A 16,840-nucleotide genomic window follows, 5' to 3' on the forward strand; every position below is an offset into this window, starting at 1 on the left:
CGCCCGGCGAACCCGTCGCCCTCGCCTTCCTCACCACCCGGCCCGTCGCATTGCGCAGGTCGTCGAGGATCGCGTAGGCCTCGCGCACGCGCGCCTGTTGCGGATCGGTGCGCACCACGCCGGTCGGCGTGGCGGGCGCGACCGCGGTTCCCGGGCGCGAGCCCGTCTCGGGCGGCGGTATCTGCGCGCAGCCGCCGAGCATGGCGATGGCCAGCAGCAGGCACGCGGGCAACGGGGCGGGAATTCGGCGCATCGCCCGACTATAGCGACGCGATCTGAACGTTCCGTCGTCACCGCGCCGGCACCCGCACGGCTGGCGCGCGGCCGCCGCGGCGGGCAGGCTGCGCGGTTTCCCGGGAGCACCGCGATGACCTTCGAATGGCTGCTGTTCCCGCTGCTGGGCGCGGTGGCGGGCGTGCTCGCCGGGCTGCTCGGCGTCGGCGGCGGGCTGGTGCTGGTCGCCGCGCTCGCCTTCCTGCTGCCGCACTTCGGCGTCCCGGCCGAAGCCGCGATGCATGCCGCGCTCGCGACGTCGCTCGCGAGCATCGTCTTCACCGCCGCGGCCTCGGCGCGCGCCCATGCGCGCCGTGGCGCGGTGCTGTGGCCGACGGTCGTCTGGATGGTGCCGGGGCTGCTGGTCGGCGGGCTGATCGGCAGCGCGATCGCGGTGAACGTCCCCGGTGCCGTGCTGCGGCTGGGCGTCGCGGGCTACTGCCTGGTCGCGGCCGCGCAGCTGATGCTGGCCCGGCCGCGGGCCGAGAACGCTGGCGTCGTGCCGCGCGGCCCGGCGATGAGCCTGGCGGGGGCCGTGATCGGCGTGGTGTCGGCGCTGGTCGGGATCGGCGGCGGCAGCATGACCGTGCCGCTGCTGGTCTGGCGGCGGGTCGCCCCGGTGCGGGCCGTAGGCACCTCCTCGGCCTGCGGCGTGGCGATCGGGCTCGGCAGCGCGGTGGGCTACATGCTCCACCGGCCCGACGGCGGCCTGGCGAGTCACGCCGTCGGCTACGTCTACCTGCCTGCCGCGATCGGGGTGGCGGTCGCCTCGGTCCTCGCCGCCCCTTGGGGCACCCGGCTCGCCCATCGGATCAGCGGCCCGCAGCTCAAGCGGGTCTTCGCCCTGTTCCTGGTCGCGGTGGCGGCGTCGCTTCTCATCGGACGCTGAGCCCAGCCGACGTTTATCGGCCGACATCGGTCCCCCTGAAGTTCGGCGCTTGTGACGGGTTCACGAAACGTTTACAACCCGATCACGCCGCAGGACGTTCGGCGGCGGGGCCCTGCTTTGAATTTCTTACGGAGAGAGAAGTCGATGAAAGCGTTGCGGCGTCAGACCCTGGCGAAAGCCATCCAGTTGTCCCTCCTCGTCGCGGTGCCCGGCCTGGCGGCCGCGCAGGACGCGGCCCCGGCCGACTCGGCCCGCCAGCTCGATACGGTGACGATCACCGGTTCGCGCATCAAGCAGACCGACAAGGTCACCGCCCAGCCGGTCTTCGTGCTCGACCGGCAGAAGCTCGAGGCCACCGGCGTGCAGTCGGTCGGCGAGATCCTCCAGCAGCTCACCGCGAGCGGCAAGGCGCTCAACGCCAAGTTCAACTCGTCGGGCAACTTCGGCTATCCGTCGAGCGGTGGCGGCATCGGCGCCGGCTCGGCGCAGGTCGACCTGCGCAACCTCGGCAGCCAGCGCGTGCTCGTGCTCGTCGACGGCATCCGCTGGGTCAACGAGTCCTCCGCGTCCGGCGTGAGCGGCTCGGCCGACCTCAACACCATCCCGCTGTCGATCGTCGAGCGCGTCGAAGTGCTCGAGGACGGCGCATCGGCCATCTACGGCTCCGACGCCATCGCGGGCGTCATCAACATCATCACCCGCAAGAAGTTCGACGGCGCCGGCATCCACGCCTACTACGGCGAGTATCCGAAGGGCGGCGCGACCAAGGACACGAGCTTCACGCTCGGCGGCAGCGGCGACCGCTGGAACGCGATCTTCTCGGCGAGCTACTACGAGCAGGATGCGATCAGCTCGGGCGCCTACGAGCAGTCCGCGTTCCCGGTGCCGGGCGGCGGCCTCGCCTACGGCTCGTCCGGCACGCCGCAGGGCCGTTTCCGCTTCTGCGATCCGCGCATCACCACGCCGGGCACGCCGGGCTTCTGCGGCAGCGCCGGCAACGATCCGGTGTTCTACAACATCACGCTCAACAACGGCACGACGAACCCGGTCTTCGTGCCGGGCACGCAGACCGGCGGCACGTACCACGGCTTCACGTCGGCCGACCGCTTCAACTTCGCGCCCTTCAACCTGCTGCTGACGCCCAGCAAGCGCCAGGCGCTGTTCACCAGCCTCGGCTACGACGTCAACGAAAACCTGCGCCTGCACGTCAAGGCGCTCTACAACAATCGCAAGTCGTCCAACCAGGCCGCGCCCGAGCCGATCTTCGTGGGCCCCGGCGCGGGCACGGCCGGCATCGCGGACACGGTCAGCATCCCGGCCAACCATCCGTTCAATCCGTTCGGCATCACGCTCGACGCGAACAGCAACTTCCTGTTCATCGGCCGTCGCCCGCTCGAGGTCGGCCCGCGCATCTTCGACCAGGACGTCGACACCACGTACTTCAACGTGGGCCTCGACGGCAGCTTCGGCAGCACGCGCGTCTTCAACTGGGATGCGAACATCGTGCACTCGGAGAACAAGGCCGAGCAGACGTTCTACAACGGCTACAACGTCGCGCGCATCAAGCTCGCGCTCGGCGACCCGGCCATCTGCGCGGCGACGCCGGGTTGCGTGCCGCTCGACCTGTTCGGCGGCCAGGGCCGGCCGATGACGCAGCAGATGATCGACTTCATCCGCACCACGCAGCGCGACGCGAGCAAGCAGGTGCTCGACCTCGTGCAGGCGAACATCAGCGGCGACATCTTCGACATCGGCGACCGCTCGGCCGGCTTCGCGGCCGGCGTCGAGCACCGCAAGTACCGCGGCGACTTCAATCCCGATCCGCTGCGCCAGACCGGCGAGTCGCAGGACTCGTTCGCCGCGCCGGTCTCGTCGTCGTACGACGTCAGCGAGATCTACACCGAGCTGAGCGTGCCGCTGCTGTCCACGCTCGACCTCAGTGGCGCGCTGCGTTACTCCGACTACTCGACGTTCGGTGGCGCCACCACCGGCAAGCTCGGCTTCCGCTGGCAGCCCATCAAGGACTTCGTGCTCCGCGGCACGTACTCCGAGGGCTTCCGCGCGCCGAACCTCGGCGAGCTGTACGGCCTGACCCAGTTCGGCGCGACGCTGGTCGACCCGTGCGGCCCGTCGAACGGCGCGCTCGTCGTCGACGGCAGCAACGGGAACAACACGACGCCGCTCGAGACGGCCTGCCGCGCGCAGGGCGTGCCCAACGGCTTCCGCCAGGCCAACACGCAGATCACCACGTTCACCGGCGGCAATCCGAACCTGCAGCCGGAGGAGTCGAAGAGCTTCACGACCGGCTTCGTGTACAGCCCGTCGTGGGCCGAGAACCAGGCCTGGTCGCGCCGCACCGACTTCGAGGTGACGTACTACCGCCACAAGATCGAGGGCGCGATCCAGGCGCGCGACATCCAGGCGCTGCTCAACGCCTGCCTCGCGGCCGGCGGCACCGACGCGAAGCTGTGCGCGCCGTTCAGCCGCATCTCCAGCGGTGACCTGCGTCCGCCGGAGAACTTCCTCGACAACCTCGGCGCGATCAAGACGTCCGGCGCCGACGTCAAGGTCAACTGGACGGGTCCGGACTGGAGCTTCGGCACCCTCAATGCCTCGTTCCAGGCCACGCGCGTCTTCAGCTACGAGGCGGTCGACGCCGACGGCAACACCGCCTCGCGGCGCGTGGGCATCGAGGTGGACGACAGCGCGATCCCCGAGTGGCAGGCGAACCTGCAGCTGGGCTGGCGCATGGGCCAGTTCGACGCGAACTGGAACACGCGCTACGTGAGCGCCGTCGACGAGCTCTGCAACGGCGACCTCGAGGGCCTGCCGGGCTGCGACACGGCGGATGCGCGCCATCGCCTCGGCGGCACGACGTACCACGACGTGCAGTTCGCCTGGCGCGACGCGCTCGGCCTCGACCGCCTCAAGCTCGGCGTCGGCGTGAACAACATCTTCGACAAGCGCCCGCCGATCTGCCTGACCTGCTCGCTCAACGGGTACGACGCCGGTACGTACGACCTGCCGGGCCGTTTCTGGTACGTGGACATGAACTACCGCTTCTGACGGGCGACCGTTCCGGAGCAGCGACGGCCGGTGGGGCGACCCACCGGCCGTTTTTTTATGGAGGGATCGGCGCCGCGGTCGGGCGCTGATCGGCGCTACGCGGTCGGGGACGGGCGGGCGGCGCTACCATCGGCAGCCGCTCCCCGACGGATCGTCGATGCCCCAGCGCACTGCCCAGCTTCGCGTCGCCCTGATCCTGGTCGGAATTGGCGCGGTCGTCTTCGTCCCGTTTCTGGTCCAGCGCGCGCTCGACCGCAGCTCGTTCGAAGCCGCCCAACGCCTCTCGCACACCCTTCAGGTCGAGGCGGTCGCCCGCTCGGTGGTCACCGACGTACGCGACGCGGAGTCCGCGGCCCTGGCCCGCGTGCTGGGCATCGATACGCCGCTGGTGCGCGAGCGCCTTCGGGCGGCCCTGAGCGGTGGCCCGGCCGATCTCGACCATCTGCAGCGGCTCACCCGCGACAACCCGGAACAGCAGGTCCGGATCGGACAGCTCCGCGATCGCATCGAGCAGCGCTTCGCATATGCCGCGCGCATCGAAGCCTCGGCGGACCCGCGCACCCTGAAGGCCGAGGCTGAGGCGATGACGACGCGATCGCCGATCCGCGTGATCGCCGCGGATATCATCGCGGCGGAGACGCGCCTGGCGACGCAGCGCATGCGGCTCTCCGACCGGGCGCGGGAGCGGGCGCAGTGGGCGGCCGTGCTCGCCGCGCTCGCGCAGCTGGTCTTGCTGTCGACGTTCGCGGTGCTCTGGAAGCGCGAGACGGACCGGCGCGTCGCGAACGAACAGGTCAGCCGCCAGGCGGCGGATCGCGCGCAGGCCATCCTGCAATCGGTGCACGAGCCCATCGCGATGCTCGACGGCGACCTGCGGCTGGTGGTCGCGAACGAGGCCTTCCGCTCGCTGTACGGCCTGGCCGAGGACGAGGCCGAAGGCCGCGAACTCACCGGCATCGGCGCGGGCGCGTGGTCCGACACGGTCTTCCTGCAGCGGTTGCGCGACGTGGCCGCGCGCGGCCGCGAACTGTGGGACTTCGAGCTGACACAGGCCACCGACGACGGGCAGACGCGGCACATGGTGATCAACGCCCTGCGCATGCCCGGCACCGACGGGACGGGCGTCCTCATCACCGCCAGCGACTTCACGGCGCACAAGGCCGCCGAGGACCAGGTGCGCGAGCTGAATCGACAGCTGGAGGGCAAGGTCGGCCAGGTCTCCGAGGTGAACCGCGAACTCGAGGCCTTCAGCTACTCGGTCTCGCACGACCTGCGCGCGCCGCTTCGGCACATCGCCGGCTTCGCGGACAAGCTCGGCCGCCATCTCGGCGACGCCGCGGACGACAAGTCACTCCACTACCTGCGGGTGATCTCGGATTCGTCGCGGCGCATGGGCGAACTGATCGACGACCTGCTGGTCTACAGCCGCCTCGGACGCAATGCCATGCGGCTGCAGGCGGTCGACATGCAATCGCTCGTGGCCGAACTGCGCGCCATGTTCGACGCCACGCGATCGAACGAACACCCGGGTGCCGCCCGGATCGAATGGCACATCGCACCGCTGCCGATCGTCGTCGCCGACGAGAACATGATGCGGCAGGCCTGGCAGAACCTGCTCGGCAATGCGGTCAAGTACAGCGGACATCGCACGCCGCCGGTCATCCACGTCGACTACGCCCGGGCGGCGGACGGCGCGCACCAGTTCACGGTGCGCGACAATGGGGCCGGGTTCGACATGGCCTACGCCTCGAAGCTGTTCGGCGTCTTCCAGCGCATGCATAAGGCCAGCGAATACCCGGGCACGGGCATCGGGCTCGCCAGCGTGCGGCGGGTCGTGACGCGTCATGATGGCCGGGTCTGGGCCGAGGCCGAGCTCGACCGCGGCGCCACCTTCCATTTCACCTTGCCCGCGCAGCTCGATGCGCCCGCCCGTTCCCCGGAGATCGCATGAATCCGTTGCGCACCATCCTGCTGGCCGAAGACAGTCCCGCCGACGCCGAAATGGCGCTCGATGCGCTGCGCGAGGCGAACCTCGCCAACCCGATCGTGCATGTCGAGGACGGCGTCGAGGCACTCGATTTCCTGCTCCGTCGCGGCGCCTTCGCCGATCGCCCGGACGAGCTGCCCGCCGTGCTGCTGCTGGACATCAAGATGCCGCGCATGGACGGGCTCGAAGTCCTTCGCCAGCTGCGCGAGGACTCGAAGTTCAACGCGCTGCCGGTGGTGATCCTGTCGTCCTCGCGCGAGGAGAACGACCTCGCGCGCAGCTGGAACCTGGGCGTCAACGCCTACGTGGTGAAGCCGGTGGACGTCGACCAGTTCTTCGTCGCGGTGCGCACGCTCGGCCAGTTCTGGGCCGTGTTCAACGAAGCGCCGGCGGCCGGTCGCTGACGATGGCGCGTCCGCTGCGGATCCTGTGGGTCGAGGACTCCGTGGAGGACGCGGAGCTTTTCTCCGCCCTGCTCGACGACGAGGGCCTCGCCCACGGGTTCGATCGGGTGGACGACGAGGCCGGCCTGCGCGCGGCCCTCGCGGGCACGCTGCCGGACGTGGTGGTGTCCGATTCCGAGCTGCCGGGCTTCTCGGGCGCGCACGCGCTGCGCCTGGTGCGCGAACTCGCGCCACGCCTGCCGTTCGTGTTCCTGTCCGGCGCGATGGGCGAGGACGCGGCGGTGCTCGCGCTGCACCAGGGCGCGACGGATTACGTGCTCAAGCAGAACCCGAAGCGCCTGTGCAGCGCGCTGCAGCGCGCGGTGCGCGAGGCCGAGTCCTTCGCCGAGCGCGAGCGCGCCGACCGGGAACTCCTGCGCGCCCAGCGCAACGAGGCGCTGGGCCTGCTCGTCGCCGGCCTGTCCCACGACCTGCGCAACGTGCTGCAGCCGCTGGGGCTGCTGCCCCACCTGTTGCGCGTCAAGGACGACCGCACGACGGTGCTGCGCGCCGCGGAGATCGTCGAGGAAGCCGCACGGCGGGGGAACGACCTCGCGCAGGCGATGGTCGACTACGCCCGCGGCGGACGCACGGAAGCCGGACACGCGGACCTCGCGGAAGTGCTGACGGGCGTGCGGCTGCTGCTGGCCGGCTCGGTGCCGCCGAGCGTGCGCATCGAGTTCGCGACCGTCGCTCCGGGCGTGCGCGTCGCGCTCGATGCCACCTCCCTGCAGCAGTGCCTCCTCAACCTCGGCCTGAACGCGCTGCAGGCGATGGAGGGGCAGCCCTCAGGGCGACTCGAGGTCGGCGTCGACCTCGTGCCCGACGGCTCGGGATCGCGCGTCCGCATCGACGTGCGCGACACCGGCACGGGCATCGCGCCCGAAGTGCTGGCGCGGCTGTTCACGCCGTTCTTCACGACCAAGGCCGAGGGCACCGGCCTCGGCCTGTTGTCGTGCCGCCGGATCGTCGAGGCGGTCGGCGGCCGGCTGGAGATCCACAGCCTGCCCGGCGAAGGCACGACGATGCGGCTCACGCTGCCGCGGGCGCCGGTGGACGCCGCCGTCGCCGGCTGAACGTCGCACGGGTTGAGACCGGGCGCCGACACACTGGCGCGACGTCCCGTCGGCCCCGATGCGCATGTCCTCCCCCGCCGTTGCCGTCGCCGGCATGACCGAACCGAAGATCACCAGCCACGACCTGTGCGCCGCGCTGCGGCTCGCGCATCCGGTCGACGAGTTCGTCACCGTCTTCGAGGTGCGCGAGGCCACCGGCAGCGTGCACGGCTCGCGTGCGGATGCGCTGGTGATGTCGCTGCATGCCTCGCGCGGCTTCGAGCTTACCGGCTTCGAGTTCAAGTGCGCGCGCGGCGACTGGCTCGCCGAGCTGAAGAATCCCGCCAAGGCCGACCGCATCGCGCGCTACTGCGATCGCTGGTGCCTGTTCGCCGCGCCGGGGGTCGTCAAGGAAGGCGAGCTGCCGGTGGGCTGGGGCCTGTGGGAGCTGGGCGCGGGCGGCACGATCCGGCGGCGCGTGCTGCCCGCGGCGCTTGAGCCCGAGCCCATGCCGCGCGCCTTCCTCGCCTCGTTCATGCGCGCGCGCTCGAAGTTCGATCGCGACGACCTCGCCGCACTCGCGGCGCACCACCGTCGGGAGTTCGAGCGCCAGCAGCAGGTACGCGACGCGGCGACCGACGGCGATCCGCAGCTGCGTCGCGAGCGCGAGCGCCTGCAGGCGGGCCTGCGCAAGCTCGAGGAGATCCGGCAGGCCACCGGCATCGACCTCACCGACTTCACGCCGTCCGCGCGCTGGATCGAACGCATGCGGCTCGCCGACAGCCCGCGGCTCGAGCACGCGCTCAAGCTGCTGCGTGACGTCTATGCCGATGCGGAGCTGCGGTCGCGCGTCGAGCAGGCGACGCGCCGCGAGGACTGATCGCTACTGCAGGCAGGCGTCCGGCACGTCGAGTTCGATCGAGAGCGCCAGGTGGTCGGAAAACGCGGCCGGCACCGCGCGCTGTCCGGCCGCGCGCAGGCCGTCGCCGACGAGGATGTGGTCGATCGCGCGCTGCGGCGCCCAGCTCGGGAACGTCGGCACGCACGAGGCGGGCGGCTGCAGGCGCGTGCGCTTGAACAGCAGTTCCATCTCGGGCTGCTCGATGGTGCAGTTGAAGTCGCCCATCAGCACCGCATGCGGATCGTCGTGCAGCAGCTCGGCGATGAAGGCGAGCTGCGCGAGACGCGAGCCCGCGCCCAACGAGAGATGGGCGACGGCGATCGTGAGCGGGCGTTCGCAACGGCCGAACCGCGCGAGCATGACGCCCCGGCCCTTCACCCGGCCGGGCAGCGCATGCACCACCACTTCGGCCGGCTCGACGCGGCTCAGCAGCCCGTTCGCGCTGGACGCCACGCCACCCATGCGCCGGTTCGGCTGGTGGCTCCAGTAAGCGAAGCCGGCACGCTGCGCGAGGTAGTGCGTCTGGTTCGTGAAGCCGGATCGCAGGCTGCCCGGATCGCTCTCCTGCAGGCCGACGATGTCGTGCTCGCCGGCCAGCCGCGCGATCGCGTCGAGGCTGCCGCGCTTGTCGCCGACCGGCAGCACGTGCGACCAGCTGCGCGCGACGTAGTCGTGGTAGCCGCGCGTGCTGGAGCCGGCCTGGATGTTCGCGCTGAGCAGCTTGAGGCGCTGGCCGCCCACGTCGCCCGGTGCCGCCTCAGCCGCCCGCGGACGGCTGCGCGCCACCCGCCATCGCCGCGCGCTCGCGGGCGATCAGGTGCTCGGTCACGCGCAGCATGTCCGGGAAGCCCTTGCGGGTGGTCACGCGGTACTTGCCGTCGACGATGATCGTCGGCGTGCCGGTCACGCCGCTCTTCACCATCCACTGGCGACCCTGGTTCACCTTCGTCGCCACCGCGAAGCTCTGCATCATCCCGAGGAACTGCTTCGGGTCCGCGCCGTACTGCGCGTAGAAGTTGGCGATCTTCTGCTCGTCGGGCTTGTCGCCTTCGCCGGGCATCGAATCCTTCACGTGGATCGCGTCGATCAGTGCCATGTGCGAGCGCTCGACGAGCCCCATCTGCTCGGCCACGTAGAACGCCTTCGCATACGGGTCCCATTCCGGACCGAACGGCGCGGCGACGTAGCGGAAGTCGACGTCGGCCGGGAGCTTCATGTGCCACGGCTCGACCACGGGCGCGAACGCGGCGCAGGCCGGGCAGACGTAGCCGAACACCTCGACGACCTCGACCTTGCCGGGCGTCGCCTGCCACGGCGTGCCGCCGGCGATCTCCTCGTAGTCCTCGCCGAGCACGGGCGCGGGGCCCTGCGGCGGCACGATCGGGCCGGGCTGGCGCACGGGTGCGGCGGGCGGCGGCGTCGTCGTGGCGGGCGTGGCTTCGGCGGTCGCGGCCGGCGTGCCCGCGGCAGCGGCGGTGTCGGCGGCCGGGGCGGTCGAGGTGTCGCCGCCCTTGCTGCAGGCGGTCGCCAGCAGCGCGAGGCCGAGCACGAGCGGATAACGCAGCACGGCCAGGCGGGCGAGGGGACGGGTCGACATCGGGACGATCTCCTGACGGGGGCGGCGCCTCATCGGCGCGCCGGGGACGGGAACAGCATAGCGGCGGGGTGGAGGACGCCGCGTCGACGTCAGCGCGCGGCGCGCTCGCGGGCGACGAGGGTGTCGACGATGCGCAGCGCGTCGGTCGGCGTGGCACCGAGCACGCGGTAGCGGCCCGCGACGATCAGCATCGGGGTGGCGTCGGCGCCCGAGCGGTTGAGGAAGTCGTTGGCGCGCGAGACCTTCTGCTGGATCTCCGGGCTCGCCATGCGCTTGGCGAACTCGGCCGCATCGGCGCCGTGCTTCGCATAGAAGGCCGCGATCTGCGCGTCGGTCGCGATCGCGGGCGGCGCGGGCAGCGTCTTGCTGACGTGGATCGCATCGAACACGGCGGCATGCGTCTCGTCCGCGATGCCGAGCGACTCCGCCGCGTAGTAGGCCTTCGCGAAGGGCTGCCACCAGCCGCCGAACGGCGCGGGCACCGGGACGAAGCGCACGTCGGCGGGCTGCTTCGCGCGCCATTCCGCCAGCATCGGCTCGAAGTGCGCGCAGTGCGGGCAGGTGTAGCCGAAGGCCTCGGCGACTTCGATCGTGCCGGCCTTGGCCTCGAGCGGGGCGCCGCCCTTGATCTCGACGTAGTCGCGGCCCGGCACCAGGCCATCGGCGGCCGGCGCGACGTCGGCGGCGGGGGCGGTCGGCGCGGCGGGCGCGGTCGTGGCGGCGGCCGGCGTGCGCGGCGGGACCTTCTCGCAGGCCGACAGCAGCAGGGCGCCGGCCAGCACGGCGGCGCAGCGGAGCAGGGCGGTACGGTTCATGCGGTGTCTCCGGTGCGGACGATCAGCGGGACTTCATCGCGGCGAGCTCGCGGTCCACCAGCCAACGGGCGGTGGCGAGCTGCGCGTCGCGGGAACCGGAGGTCACGCGGTAGCGGCCGGCAACGATCAGCGCGGGCGTGCCGTCCACGCCGCTGCGCACGATGAAGGCGCGGGCCTGCTTCATCTGCGCATCGACCGCGGGGGCGCGGTAGGCGGCGAGGAAGCGGGCGGGCGCGATGCCGAAGCGCTGGTAGAACGGCGCGATCTCCTCGGGCGCGGGCCGGCTCAGCGGCAGCGATTCCTCGACGTGCAGCGCGTCGTACATCGCGGCATGGCTGCGCTGGGCGACGCCGAGCGCTTGCGCCGCGAAGTAGGCGCGGGCATACGGCACCCAGTCGTCGCGGAAGTCGGCCGGGATCGCGACGAAGCGCGCCTTCGCCGGCAGCTTGGCCACCCACGCCTGCAGCACCGGCTCGAAATGCGCGCAGTGCGGGCAGGGATAGCCGAACACCTCGGCGACCTCGATGGTGCCGGGCACCACGCGGTACGGCGCACCGGCGGCGATGGTCTCGTAATCCTCGCCCTCGACCGGAGCCTTCGGCGCCGCGGCGAGCGGCAGCGCGACGACCAGCAGGAGGGCGGCGGCGAGGCGGATGAACGTCTTCATGGGCGAGGAACTCGGAAGCGGAAACGAAAGACGCCGGCCGCGCTAGGCACGACCGGCGTCAGGCGGGTCAGGCGGCCACGTGGGACCGGCCGGCCGGCGTGAAGTTCAACCCTGCGTCGGGGTCGCCGCGGCCGGGGCCGCCGGCTGGGCCGCCTCGGGCTGGCCGGCCGCGCTGGCCGGCTGCACCGGCGCGGTGGTCTGCGCGGGCACGCTGGTCGGGGCGACCGGCGTCGCGGCCGGAGCCGGGCCGGACGCGCCGCCGGTCACCGCGGTCGCGGCGCCGGCATCGTTCGCGCGATCGTGCAGGCCCTGGATGTAGCTGGCCAGCGAGCCGATCTCCTCGTCGGTCAGCTTCGAGGCGATCGACGCCATGATGTGGAAGTTCTTGTAGGTCGCCGGCGCGCCGGTGCCCGTGCGGTATTCCTCGAGGCGACGCTTCGCGTAGTCGGCCTGCTGGCCCGAGAGCATCGGGTAGGCCGGGCCCGGATTGCCCTGGCCCGCGGCCCCGTGGCAGCCCATGCACGCCGGGATGCCGCGCGCCTTGTCGCCACCGCGGAACAGCTGCTGGCCGACTTCGAAGTACTTCTTGCCGGCGTTCGGACCGGCCGCGATCGCGGTGTCGTCGGCGATGCCGGCGCCCGGCTTCTGCGTCTGGAACCAGGCGCCGAGGTCGCGCATGTCCTGCGCGGTCAGCGGCTCGGCGATCGGATACATCACCGCGGCCATGCCGCTGGTGCGCTCGTGGCTCTTGAACAGCGCGAGCTGCTGGGCGACGTAGCGCTCCGGCATGCCGGCGAGGCGCGGGTAGGCGGGCACCGCAGGGTTGCCGTCGAGGCCATGGCAGGCGGCGCAGGCGCCGGCCTTGGACTGGCCCTTCTTCGGGTCGCCCCAGGTCGCGTGCTCCTCGGCGCCGGCGAGCGGCGCGACCTGCACGGGCGCCTTGTCCGGCACCGGAGTGACGGTGGTCTGGGCGACGGCGACGGCGGCGACCGCGAGGGCGGCGAGGCCGGCAAGGCCGTAGGCGCGGGCATGGCGCATTCGAAAGAACTCCGGGAACACGGGGAAGGCGCCGGGATCGGACGCCGCAACTGCGGAATTATCCGCGCCGCCCGCCGGCCGGGTCAACGCGGGTCGGGTTCCGGGCGGCCGGCATGCGATCCTTGTCGCATGTCCAATCCCTTCCAGCGCGCCCGCTACCTGCTGTCGGCGCACACCATGGCCCAGCTTCCGCCCGACGGCGGCTTCGAGGTCGCCTTCGCCGGCCGCTCGAACGCGGGCAAGTCCACCGCCCTCAACGCGATCTGCCAGCAGGGCGCGCTCGCCCGCGTCTCCAAGACACCCGGCCGCACCCAGCAGCTGGTCTTCTTCGACTTCACGCCGAAGCAGAACGAGGAGCCCGGCAACAAGTACCTCGTCGACCTGCCCGGCTATGGCTACGCGAAGGTCCCGAAGGACCTGCAGGCGCACTGGCAGGCGTTCATCGACCGCTACTTCACGACGCGCGAGGCGCTGAAGGGCCTGGTCGTGATCATGGACATCCGCCATCCGCTCAAGGACTACGACCTGCAGATGCTCGGCTACGCGGTCAACCGCGGCCTCCCCGCACATGCGCTGCTGACCAAGGCCGACAAGCTCGGCCGCGGCCAGCAGATGCAGACGATGCATGCGGTGAGCAAGGAAATGCAGTCGCGCTTCGGCGACAGCGTCGGCGTGCAGGTCTTCTCCGGCGAGTCGAAGCAGGGCGTCGACGAGGCCCGCGACGTGATCGCCACCTGGATGGAGCTGCCCCGATGATGATGAGCATCCTGATGTTCGCCGCCGCGGCGTCGTCCGCCCCTGTGCAAGTCGAACCGCCGGGCATCGTCGCCGAGGCGCGCGCCTTCATGCAGGCGTACGAGCAGGACTTGGCGCGTCGCGACGGTGCGGCGGTCGCCGCGCGCTACGCGCGGGATGGCGCCTACTTCCTCGGCTGCGGGCACAAGACGCTCGTGCCCAAGGCCGCGCTCGTCACCCAGTACACGACGAAATGGCCCGGCCCGGCCGCGTTCGCGTGGAAGGACCTGTCGATCGAAGCGCTCGGCGCGGATGCGGCGCTGGTCGCGGGACGCTTCGAATGGACCAGCGATGACAAGTCGGCCAGGACCTACTCGTATTCGTCCGTCCTGGTGCGCGAGGACGGCGCGCTGCGGATCCGGCTCGAGGACGAATCCGGCGACTGCGCGAAGCCCGGCTGATCAGTCGATCGCGAGGCGCGGATCGATCGCCGTGCGCAGCGCGTCGACGAGCGCGTTGATCAGCACGATCGCCGCGCCGACCGCGAGCACCACGCCGAGCACGAGCGTGTAGTCGCGGTTGAGCGCGCCCTGCACGAAGTAGCGCCCCATGCCGGGGATGCCGAACACCTGCTCGACGACGGCCGAGCCGGTCACGACGTTGATGAGCGCGGGCGACAGCCAGGCCACGACGGGCAGCAGCGCCGGCGGCATCGCATGCGCGAGCAGCACGCGCGTGGGCGACAGGCCGCGCGAGCGTGCGGCACGCAGGTAGTCCGCCGACAGCGTCTCGAGCAACGAGGCCCGCGTCAGTCGAGCGCAGTAGGCGATGTTCGGCAGCGCGAGTGCGAGTACCGGCAGCACGATGTTGCGTGCCTCGCCCCAGCCGCCGGCGGGCAGCCAGTGCAGCGTGACGGCGAACACCAGCACGAGCAGCGGCGCGACCACGAACTTCGGTACGGCCAGGCCGAGGCCGGCGACCGCCATCAGGCTTCGATCGACCGGACCGCCCGCGCGCACCGCCGCGAGCATCCCCACCGGAATGCCGACCGCGAGTGCGAGCAGCAAGGCCAGTCCGCCATTCAGTGCCGACACCGGCAGCGCCTGCGCGACGAGTTGCGAGACGCGGTAGTCGGGGTACTGGAACGACGGCCCGAGATCGCCGCGCGCGACGTCGCCGAGCCACGCGCCGTACTGCGCGAGCGGCGGCCGGTCGAGCCGGTACTGCGCCGCGAGCGCGGCCTGCACTTCGGGCGGCGCGGCTTTCTCGGTGTCGAACGGCCCGCCGGGCGCCGCATGCAGCAGCACGAAGCAGAGCGTCGCGAGCAGCCACAGCGTGAGCAGGGCCTCGCCGAGCGCGCGTGCGAAGCGGCGGAGCACCGTCACGCGTCGAACGCGTGCGTCACAGCGCGACGCCCGCGAGTCGACCGATCAGCGACGCCGCCGCCATCGCCGCGGCACCCCAGGCGACCACGCGGATCGCGCCGCGCAGCATCGGCGAGCCGCCGGCCCAGCCCGCGAGCGCCCCGGACAGCGCGAGCGCGGCGAGCGTGGCTGCGACGGTGACCCGTTCGACGCGCCCGGCCGGCGCCGCGAGGACCGCGACCATCGGCAGCACCGCGCCGCTGATGAACGCCGCACCCGAGGCGAGCGCGGCCTGCAGCGGTCGCGCGCGCAACGTGTCAGTGATGCCGAGCTCGTCGCGCGCATGGCTGCCGAGTGCATCGTGCGCGGTGAGCTGCACGGCGACCTCGCGCGCGAGGTCCGGCGCGAGCCCGCGACGCTCCCAGATGGTCGCCAGTTCGCGAAGCTCGCTCTCCGGCTCTTCCGCGAGTTCGCGTCGTTCCTTCGCGAGGTCCGCGGTTTCGACGTCGGCCTGCGACTGCACGGAGACGTATTCGCCCGCCGCCATGGACATCGCGCCGGCCACCACGCCGGCGATGCCGCTCGCGAGCACCGTCGACGGCGAGGCGCCGCTCGCGGCGACGCCGACCACGAGGCCGGAGATGGAGACGATGCCGTCGTTGGCGCCGAGCACGGCGGCGCGCAGCCAGCCGGCGCGATGCGCGCGATGCAGTTCGGGATGGCGGGGTCGCATCGCGGATTCCTCAGTCGGACAGGCGCATCCAGCGACTCGCGTGGCGGTCGAGGGCGTTCGCCTCGAACCCGCGCACGCGCGCATCGACCAGGTGCTTGGAGGTGTAGAAGTAGAGGGGCACCACGGCATCGGCCTGCAGCAGCCGCGTTTCCGCCGCATGCAGCCAGGCATTGCGCGCGGCCTCGGAACGCGCGGCATCGGCCCGCGCGAGGCGCTCGCGGAAACCCGTATCGTCGAAGCCCGTCCAGTTGAGTGGGCCGTCGGCACCGAACGCCGCGAGGAAGTTGCGTGCATCGGGCGTATCGGCGATCCAGCCGCCGCGGAACACCTGCGTGATCACGCGCTGCTTGCGGTTGCCGACGAAGACCTTCCATTCCTCGTTGCGCAGCCGCACGCGCACGCCGAGCGTCTCGCGCCACATCGCCGCGACGGCGAGCGCGAGGCGCCGATGCGGCGTCGAGGTGTTGTAGCGCAATTCGATCTCCAGTGGCCGCTCGCGCGTAAAGCCCGCTGCGCGGTACAGGCGTCGCGCATCGGCCTCGCGCCGTGCCTGCGGCAGGCCCGACCAGGGCGTGGCCGCGGGCGTGTAGCCGGCGATGCCGGAGGGCACCACTCCGAACGCCGCACGCTCGCCGAAGCCGGTGACGTGGCGCACCAGCCGCTCGCGATCGACCGCGAGCGACAAGGCTCGACGCAGCGCATGGCCGCGGTCGAGGCAGCCTTCGCGCACGGGCGACAGGCCGGTCGATGCATGCACGCCGGCCACCGGCGCGCAGTCGCCGTCGCGGAACGGTGCGCGCGTGGTGTTGAGGCCGAGCCAGAAGGCGCCGATGTACGGCGACAGCCGCAGTCGGTCGCCGAAGCGGGTCCGCAGTGCCGCCAGCGGCTGCGGCGGCACGGCTTCGGTGATGTGCAGGTCGCCCGCGGCGAAGCGTTGCAGTTCGGCGGCGGCGTCCTCGGTCACCTGGTAGCGCACGCGGCCGATGGCGACGTTCGGCGCGTCATGGAAGTACGGATTGCGCTCGACGACGAGGTTCGCCTGTGGCGTCCATGCCGCGAGCCGGTAGGCGCCGTTCGACACCAGCACGCCGGGCCGCGTGTGCTGCGCGCCGAGCCGCGCGACCGCGGCGACGTCGACCGGAAACGCGATCGGCAGCGTCAGCAGCGCGGGCAGCGGCGCGCTGCGATCGAGCCGGAACAGCACGGTGCGTGCATCCGGCGCCTCCACGCCCAGCGCGGTTGGCGGGACGCGACCGGCCTGCACCGCCTGCGCATTG

Annotated in this window: 16 protein-coding genes and 1 pseudogene; 8 read left to right on the top strand and 9 right to left on the bottom strand. The window is 71.8% G+C overall.

The annotated features are described in order from the left end of the window. The coding region (locus ACY35P_RS12165; protein ID WP_462116102.1) for a hypothetical protein at positions 1-253 on the bottom strand (253 nt) is incomplete at its 3' end. 114 nt (positions 254-367) lie between these two features. On the opposite strand from ACY35P_RS12165, the gene ACY35P_RS12170 reads away from it, so the two are divergent. The 6 genes from ACY35P_RS12170 to ACY35P_RS12195 all read left to right on the top strand — a co-directional run bounded on the left by ACY35P_RS12170 (position 368) and on the right by ACY35P_RS12195 (position 8,593). Continuing rightward, on the top strand, positions 368-1,162 hold the full coding sequence (locus tag ACY35P_RS12170; protein ID WP_462116103.1) for a sulfite exporter TauE/SafE family protein: 795 nt from the start codon (positions 368-370) through the stop codon (positions 1,160-1,162). A gap of 144 nt (positions 1,163-1,306) precedes the next feature. Next, on the top strand, positions 1,307-4,228 hold the full coding sequence (locus ACY35P_RS12175) for a TonB-dependent receptor plug domain-containing protein (protein WP_462116104.1): 2,922 nt from the start codon (positions 1,307-1,309) through the stop codon (positions 4,226-4,228). A gap of 157 nt (positions 4,229-4,385) precedes the next feature. Next, positions 4,386-6,179 carry a sensor histidine kinase gene (locus ACY35P_RS12180; RefSeq protein ID WP_462116105.1) on the top strand — a complete coding sequence of 598 codons (1,794 nt, stop codon included), beginning with the start codon at positions 4,386-4,388 and terminating at the stop codon, positions 6,177-6,179. After that, entirely contained in the window at positions 6,176-6,619 is a 444-nt protein-coding gene (locus ACY35P_RS12185; protein WP_462116106.1) for a response regulator, read from the top strand. Before ACY35P_RS12180 ends, ACY35P_RS12185 begins: the two co-directional genes overlap by 4 nt. Before the next feature lie 2 nt (positions 6,620-6,621). Continuing rightward, positions 6,622-7,734, top strand: a complete 1,113-nt coding sequence (locus ACY35P_RS12190) for a sensor histidine kinase (protein WP_462116107.1) — start codon at positions 6,622-6,624, stop codon at positions 7,732-7,734. Between the two features lie 64 nt (positions 7,735-7,798). Further along, positions 7,799-8,593, top strand: coding sequence for a hypothetical protein (locus tag ACY35P_RS12195; RefSeq protein WP_462116108.1), 795 nt, complete (start codon positions 7,799-7,801; stop codon positions 8,591-8,593). A 3-nt stretch (positions 8,594-8,596) separates the two neighbouring features. Here ACY35P_RS12195 and ACY35P_RS12200 read toward each other — a convergent pair whose 3' ends face one another. The 5 genes and pseudogenes from ACY35P_RS12200 to ACY35P_RS12220 form a co-directional block, all read right to left on the bottom strand. After that, positions 8,597-9,334 carry an endonuclease/exonuclease/phosphatase family protein gene (locus tag ACY35P_RS12200; RefSeq protein WP_462116117.1) on the bottom strand — a complete coding sequence of 246 codons (738 nt, stop codon included), beginning with the start codon at positions 9,332-9,334 and terminating at the stop codon, positions 8,597-8,599. 37 nt (positions 9,335-9,371) lie between these two features. After that, positions 9,372-10,211 (bottom strand): thiol:disulfide interchange protein DsbA/DsbL, encoded by an 840-nt coding sequence (locus ACY35P_RS12205; protein WP_462116109.1) that lies wholly within the window; start codon positions 10,209-10,211, stop codon positions 9,372-9,374. Positions 10,212-10,300: 89 nt separating this feature from the next. After that, on the bottom strand, positions 10,301-11,026 hold the full coding sequence (locus ACY35P_RS12210) for a thiol:disulfide interchange protein DsbA/DsbL (protein ID WP_462116110.1): 726 nt from the start codon (positions 11,024-11,026) through the stop codon (positions 10,301-10,303). 22 nt (positions 11,027-11,048) lie between these two features. After that, positions 11,049-11,693, bottom strand: a complete 645-nt coding sequence (locus ACY35P_RS12215) for a thiol:disulfide interchange protein DsbA/DsbL (RefSeq protein WP_462116111.1) — start codon at positions 11,691-11,693, stop codon at positions 11,049-11,051. Between the two features lie 252 nt (positions 11,694-11,945). Beyond that, positions 11,946-12,731 (bottom strand): annotated as a pseudogene (locus ACY35P_RS12220) (c-type cytochrome); the annotation flags it as partial. 129 nt (positions 12,732-12,860) lie between these two features. Between ACY35P_RS12220 and yihA the strand changes: the two are divergent. Together yihA and ACY35P_RS12230 are read left to right on the top strand one after the other, a co-directional pair. Further along, positions 12,861-13,487 (top strand): ribosome biogenesis GTP-binding protein YihA/YsxC, encoded by a 627-nt coding sequence (gene yihA / locus ACY35P_RS12225; protein WP_462116112.1) that lies wholly within the window; start codon positions 12,861-12,863, stop codon positions 13,485-13,487. Further along, positions 13,484-13,927 carry a nuclear transport factor 2 family protein gene (locus ACY35P_RS12230; protein WP_462116113.1) on the top strand — a complete coding sequence of 148 codons (444 nt, stop codon included), beginning with the start codon at positions 13,484-13,486 and terminating at the stop codon, positions 13,925-13,927. Before yihA ends, ACY35P_RS12230 begins: the two co-directional genes overlap by 4 nt. Here the strand turns inward: ACY35P_RS12230 and ACY35P_RS12235 are convergent, their stop codons facing one another. The 3 genes from ACY35P_RS12235 to ACY35P_RS12245 all read right to left on the bottom strand — a co-directional run. Then, positions 13,928-14,845 (bottom strand): ABC transporter permease subunit, encoded by a 918-nt coding sequence (locus ACY35P_RS12235; protein WP_462116114.1) that lies wholly within the window; start codon positions 14,843-14,845, stop codon positions 13,928-13,930. It abuts the gene before it with no gap. Between the two features lie 22 nt (positions 14,846-14,867). Then, on the bottom strand, positions 14,868-15,563 hold the full coding sequence (locus tag ACY35P_RS12240) for a VIT1/CCC1 transporter family protein (RefSeq protein WP_462116115.1): 696 nt from the start codon (positions 15,561-15,563) through the stop codon (positions 14,868-14,870). Between the two features lie 10 nt (positions 15,564-15,573). Then, the coding region (locus ACY35P_RS12245) for a peptide ABC transporter substrate-binding protein (RefSeq protein ID WP_462116116.1) at positions 15,574-16,840 on the bottom strand (1,267 nt) is incomplete at its 5' end.

This window comes from Lysobacter xanthus (assembly GCF_047159895.1).

Coding starts and splice junctions, on each gene's coding strand:
- ACY35P_RS12170 (WP_462116103.1), top strand. CDS start 368: ATGACCTTCGAATGGCTGCTGTTCCCGCTGCTGGGCGCGGTGGCGGGC.
- ACY35P_RS12175 (WP_462116104.1), top strand. CDS start 1,307: ATGAAAGCGTTGCGGCGTCAGACCCTGGCGAAAGCCATCCAGTTGTCC.
- ACY35P_RS12180 (WP_462116105.1), top strand. CDS start 4,386: ATGCCCCAGCGCACTGCCCAGCTTCGCGTCGCCCTGATCCTGGTCGGA.
- ACY35P_RS12185 (WP_462116106.1), top strand. CDS start 6,176: ATGAATCCGTTGCGCACCATCCTGCTGGCCGAAGACAGTCCCGCCGAC.
- ACY35P_RS12190 (WP_462116107.1), top strand. CDS start 6,622: ATGGCGCGTCCGCTGCGGATCCTGTGGGTCGAGGACTCCGTGGAGGAC.
- ACY35P_RS12195 (WP_462116108.1), top strand. CDS start 7,799: ATGTCCTCCCCCGCCGTTGCCGTCGCCGGCATGACCGAACCGAAGATC.
- ACY35P_RS12205 (WP_462116109.1), bottom strand. CDS start 10,211: ATGTCGACCCGTCCCCTCGCCCGCCTGGCCGTGCTGCGTTATCCGCTC.
- ACY35P_RS12210 (WP_462116110.1), bottom strand. CDS start 11,026: ATGAACCGTACCGCCCTGCTCCGCTGCGCCGCCGTGCTGGCCGGCGCC.
- ACY35P_RS12215 (WP_462116111.1), bottom strand. CDS start 11,693: ATGAAGACGTTCATCCGCCTCGCCGCCGCCCTCCTGCTGGTCGTCGCG.
- yihA (WP_462116112.1), top strand. CDS start 12,861: ATGTCCAATCCCTTCCAGCGCGCCCGCTACCTGCTGTCGGCGCACACC.
- ACY35P_RS12230 (WP_462116113.1), top strand. CDS start 13,484: ATGATGATGAGCATCCTGATGTTCGCCGCCGCGGCGTCGTCCGCCCCT.
- ACY35P_RS12240 (WP_462116115.1), bottom strand. CDS start 15,563: ATGCGACCCCGCCATCCCGAACTGCATCGCGCGCATCGCGCCGGCTGG.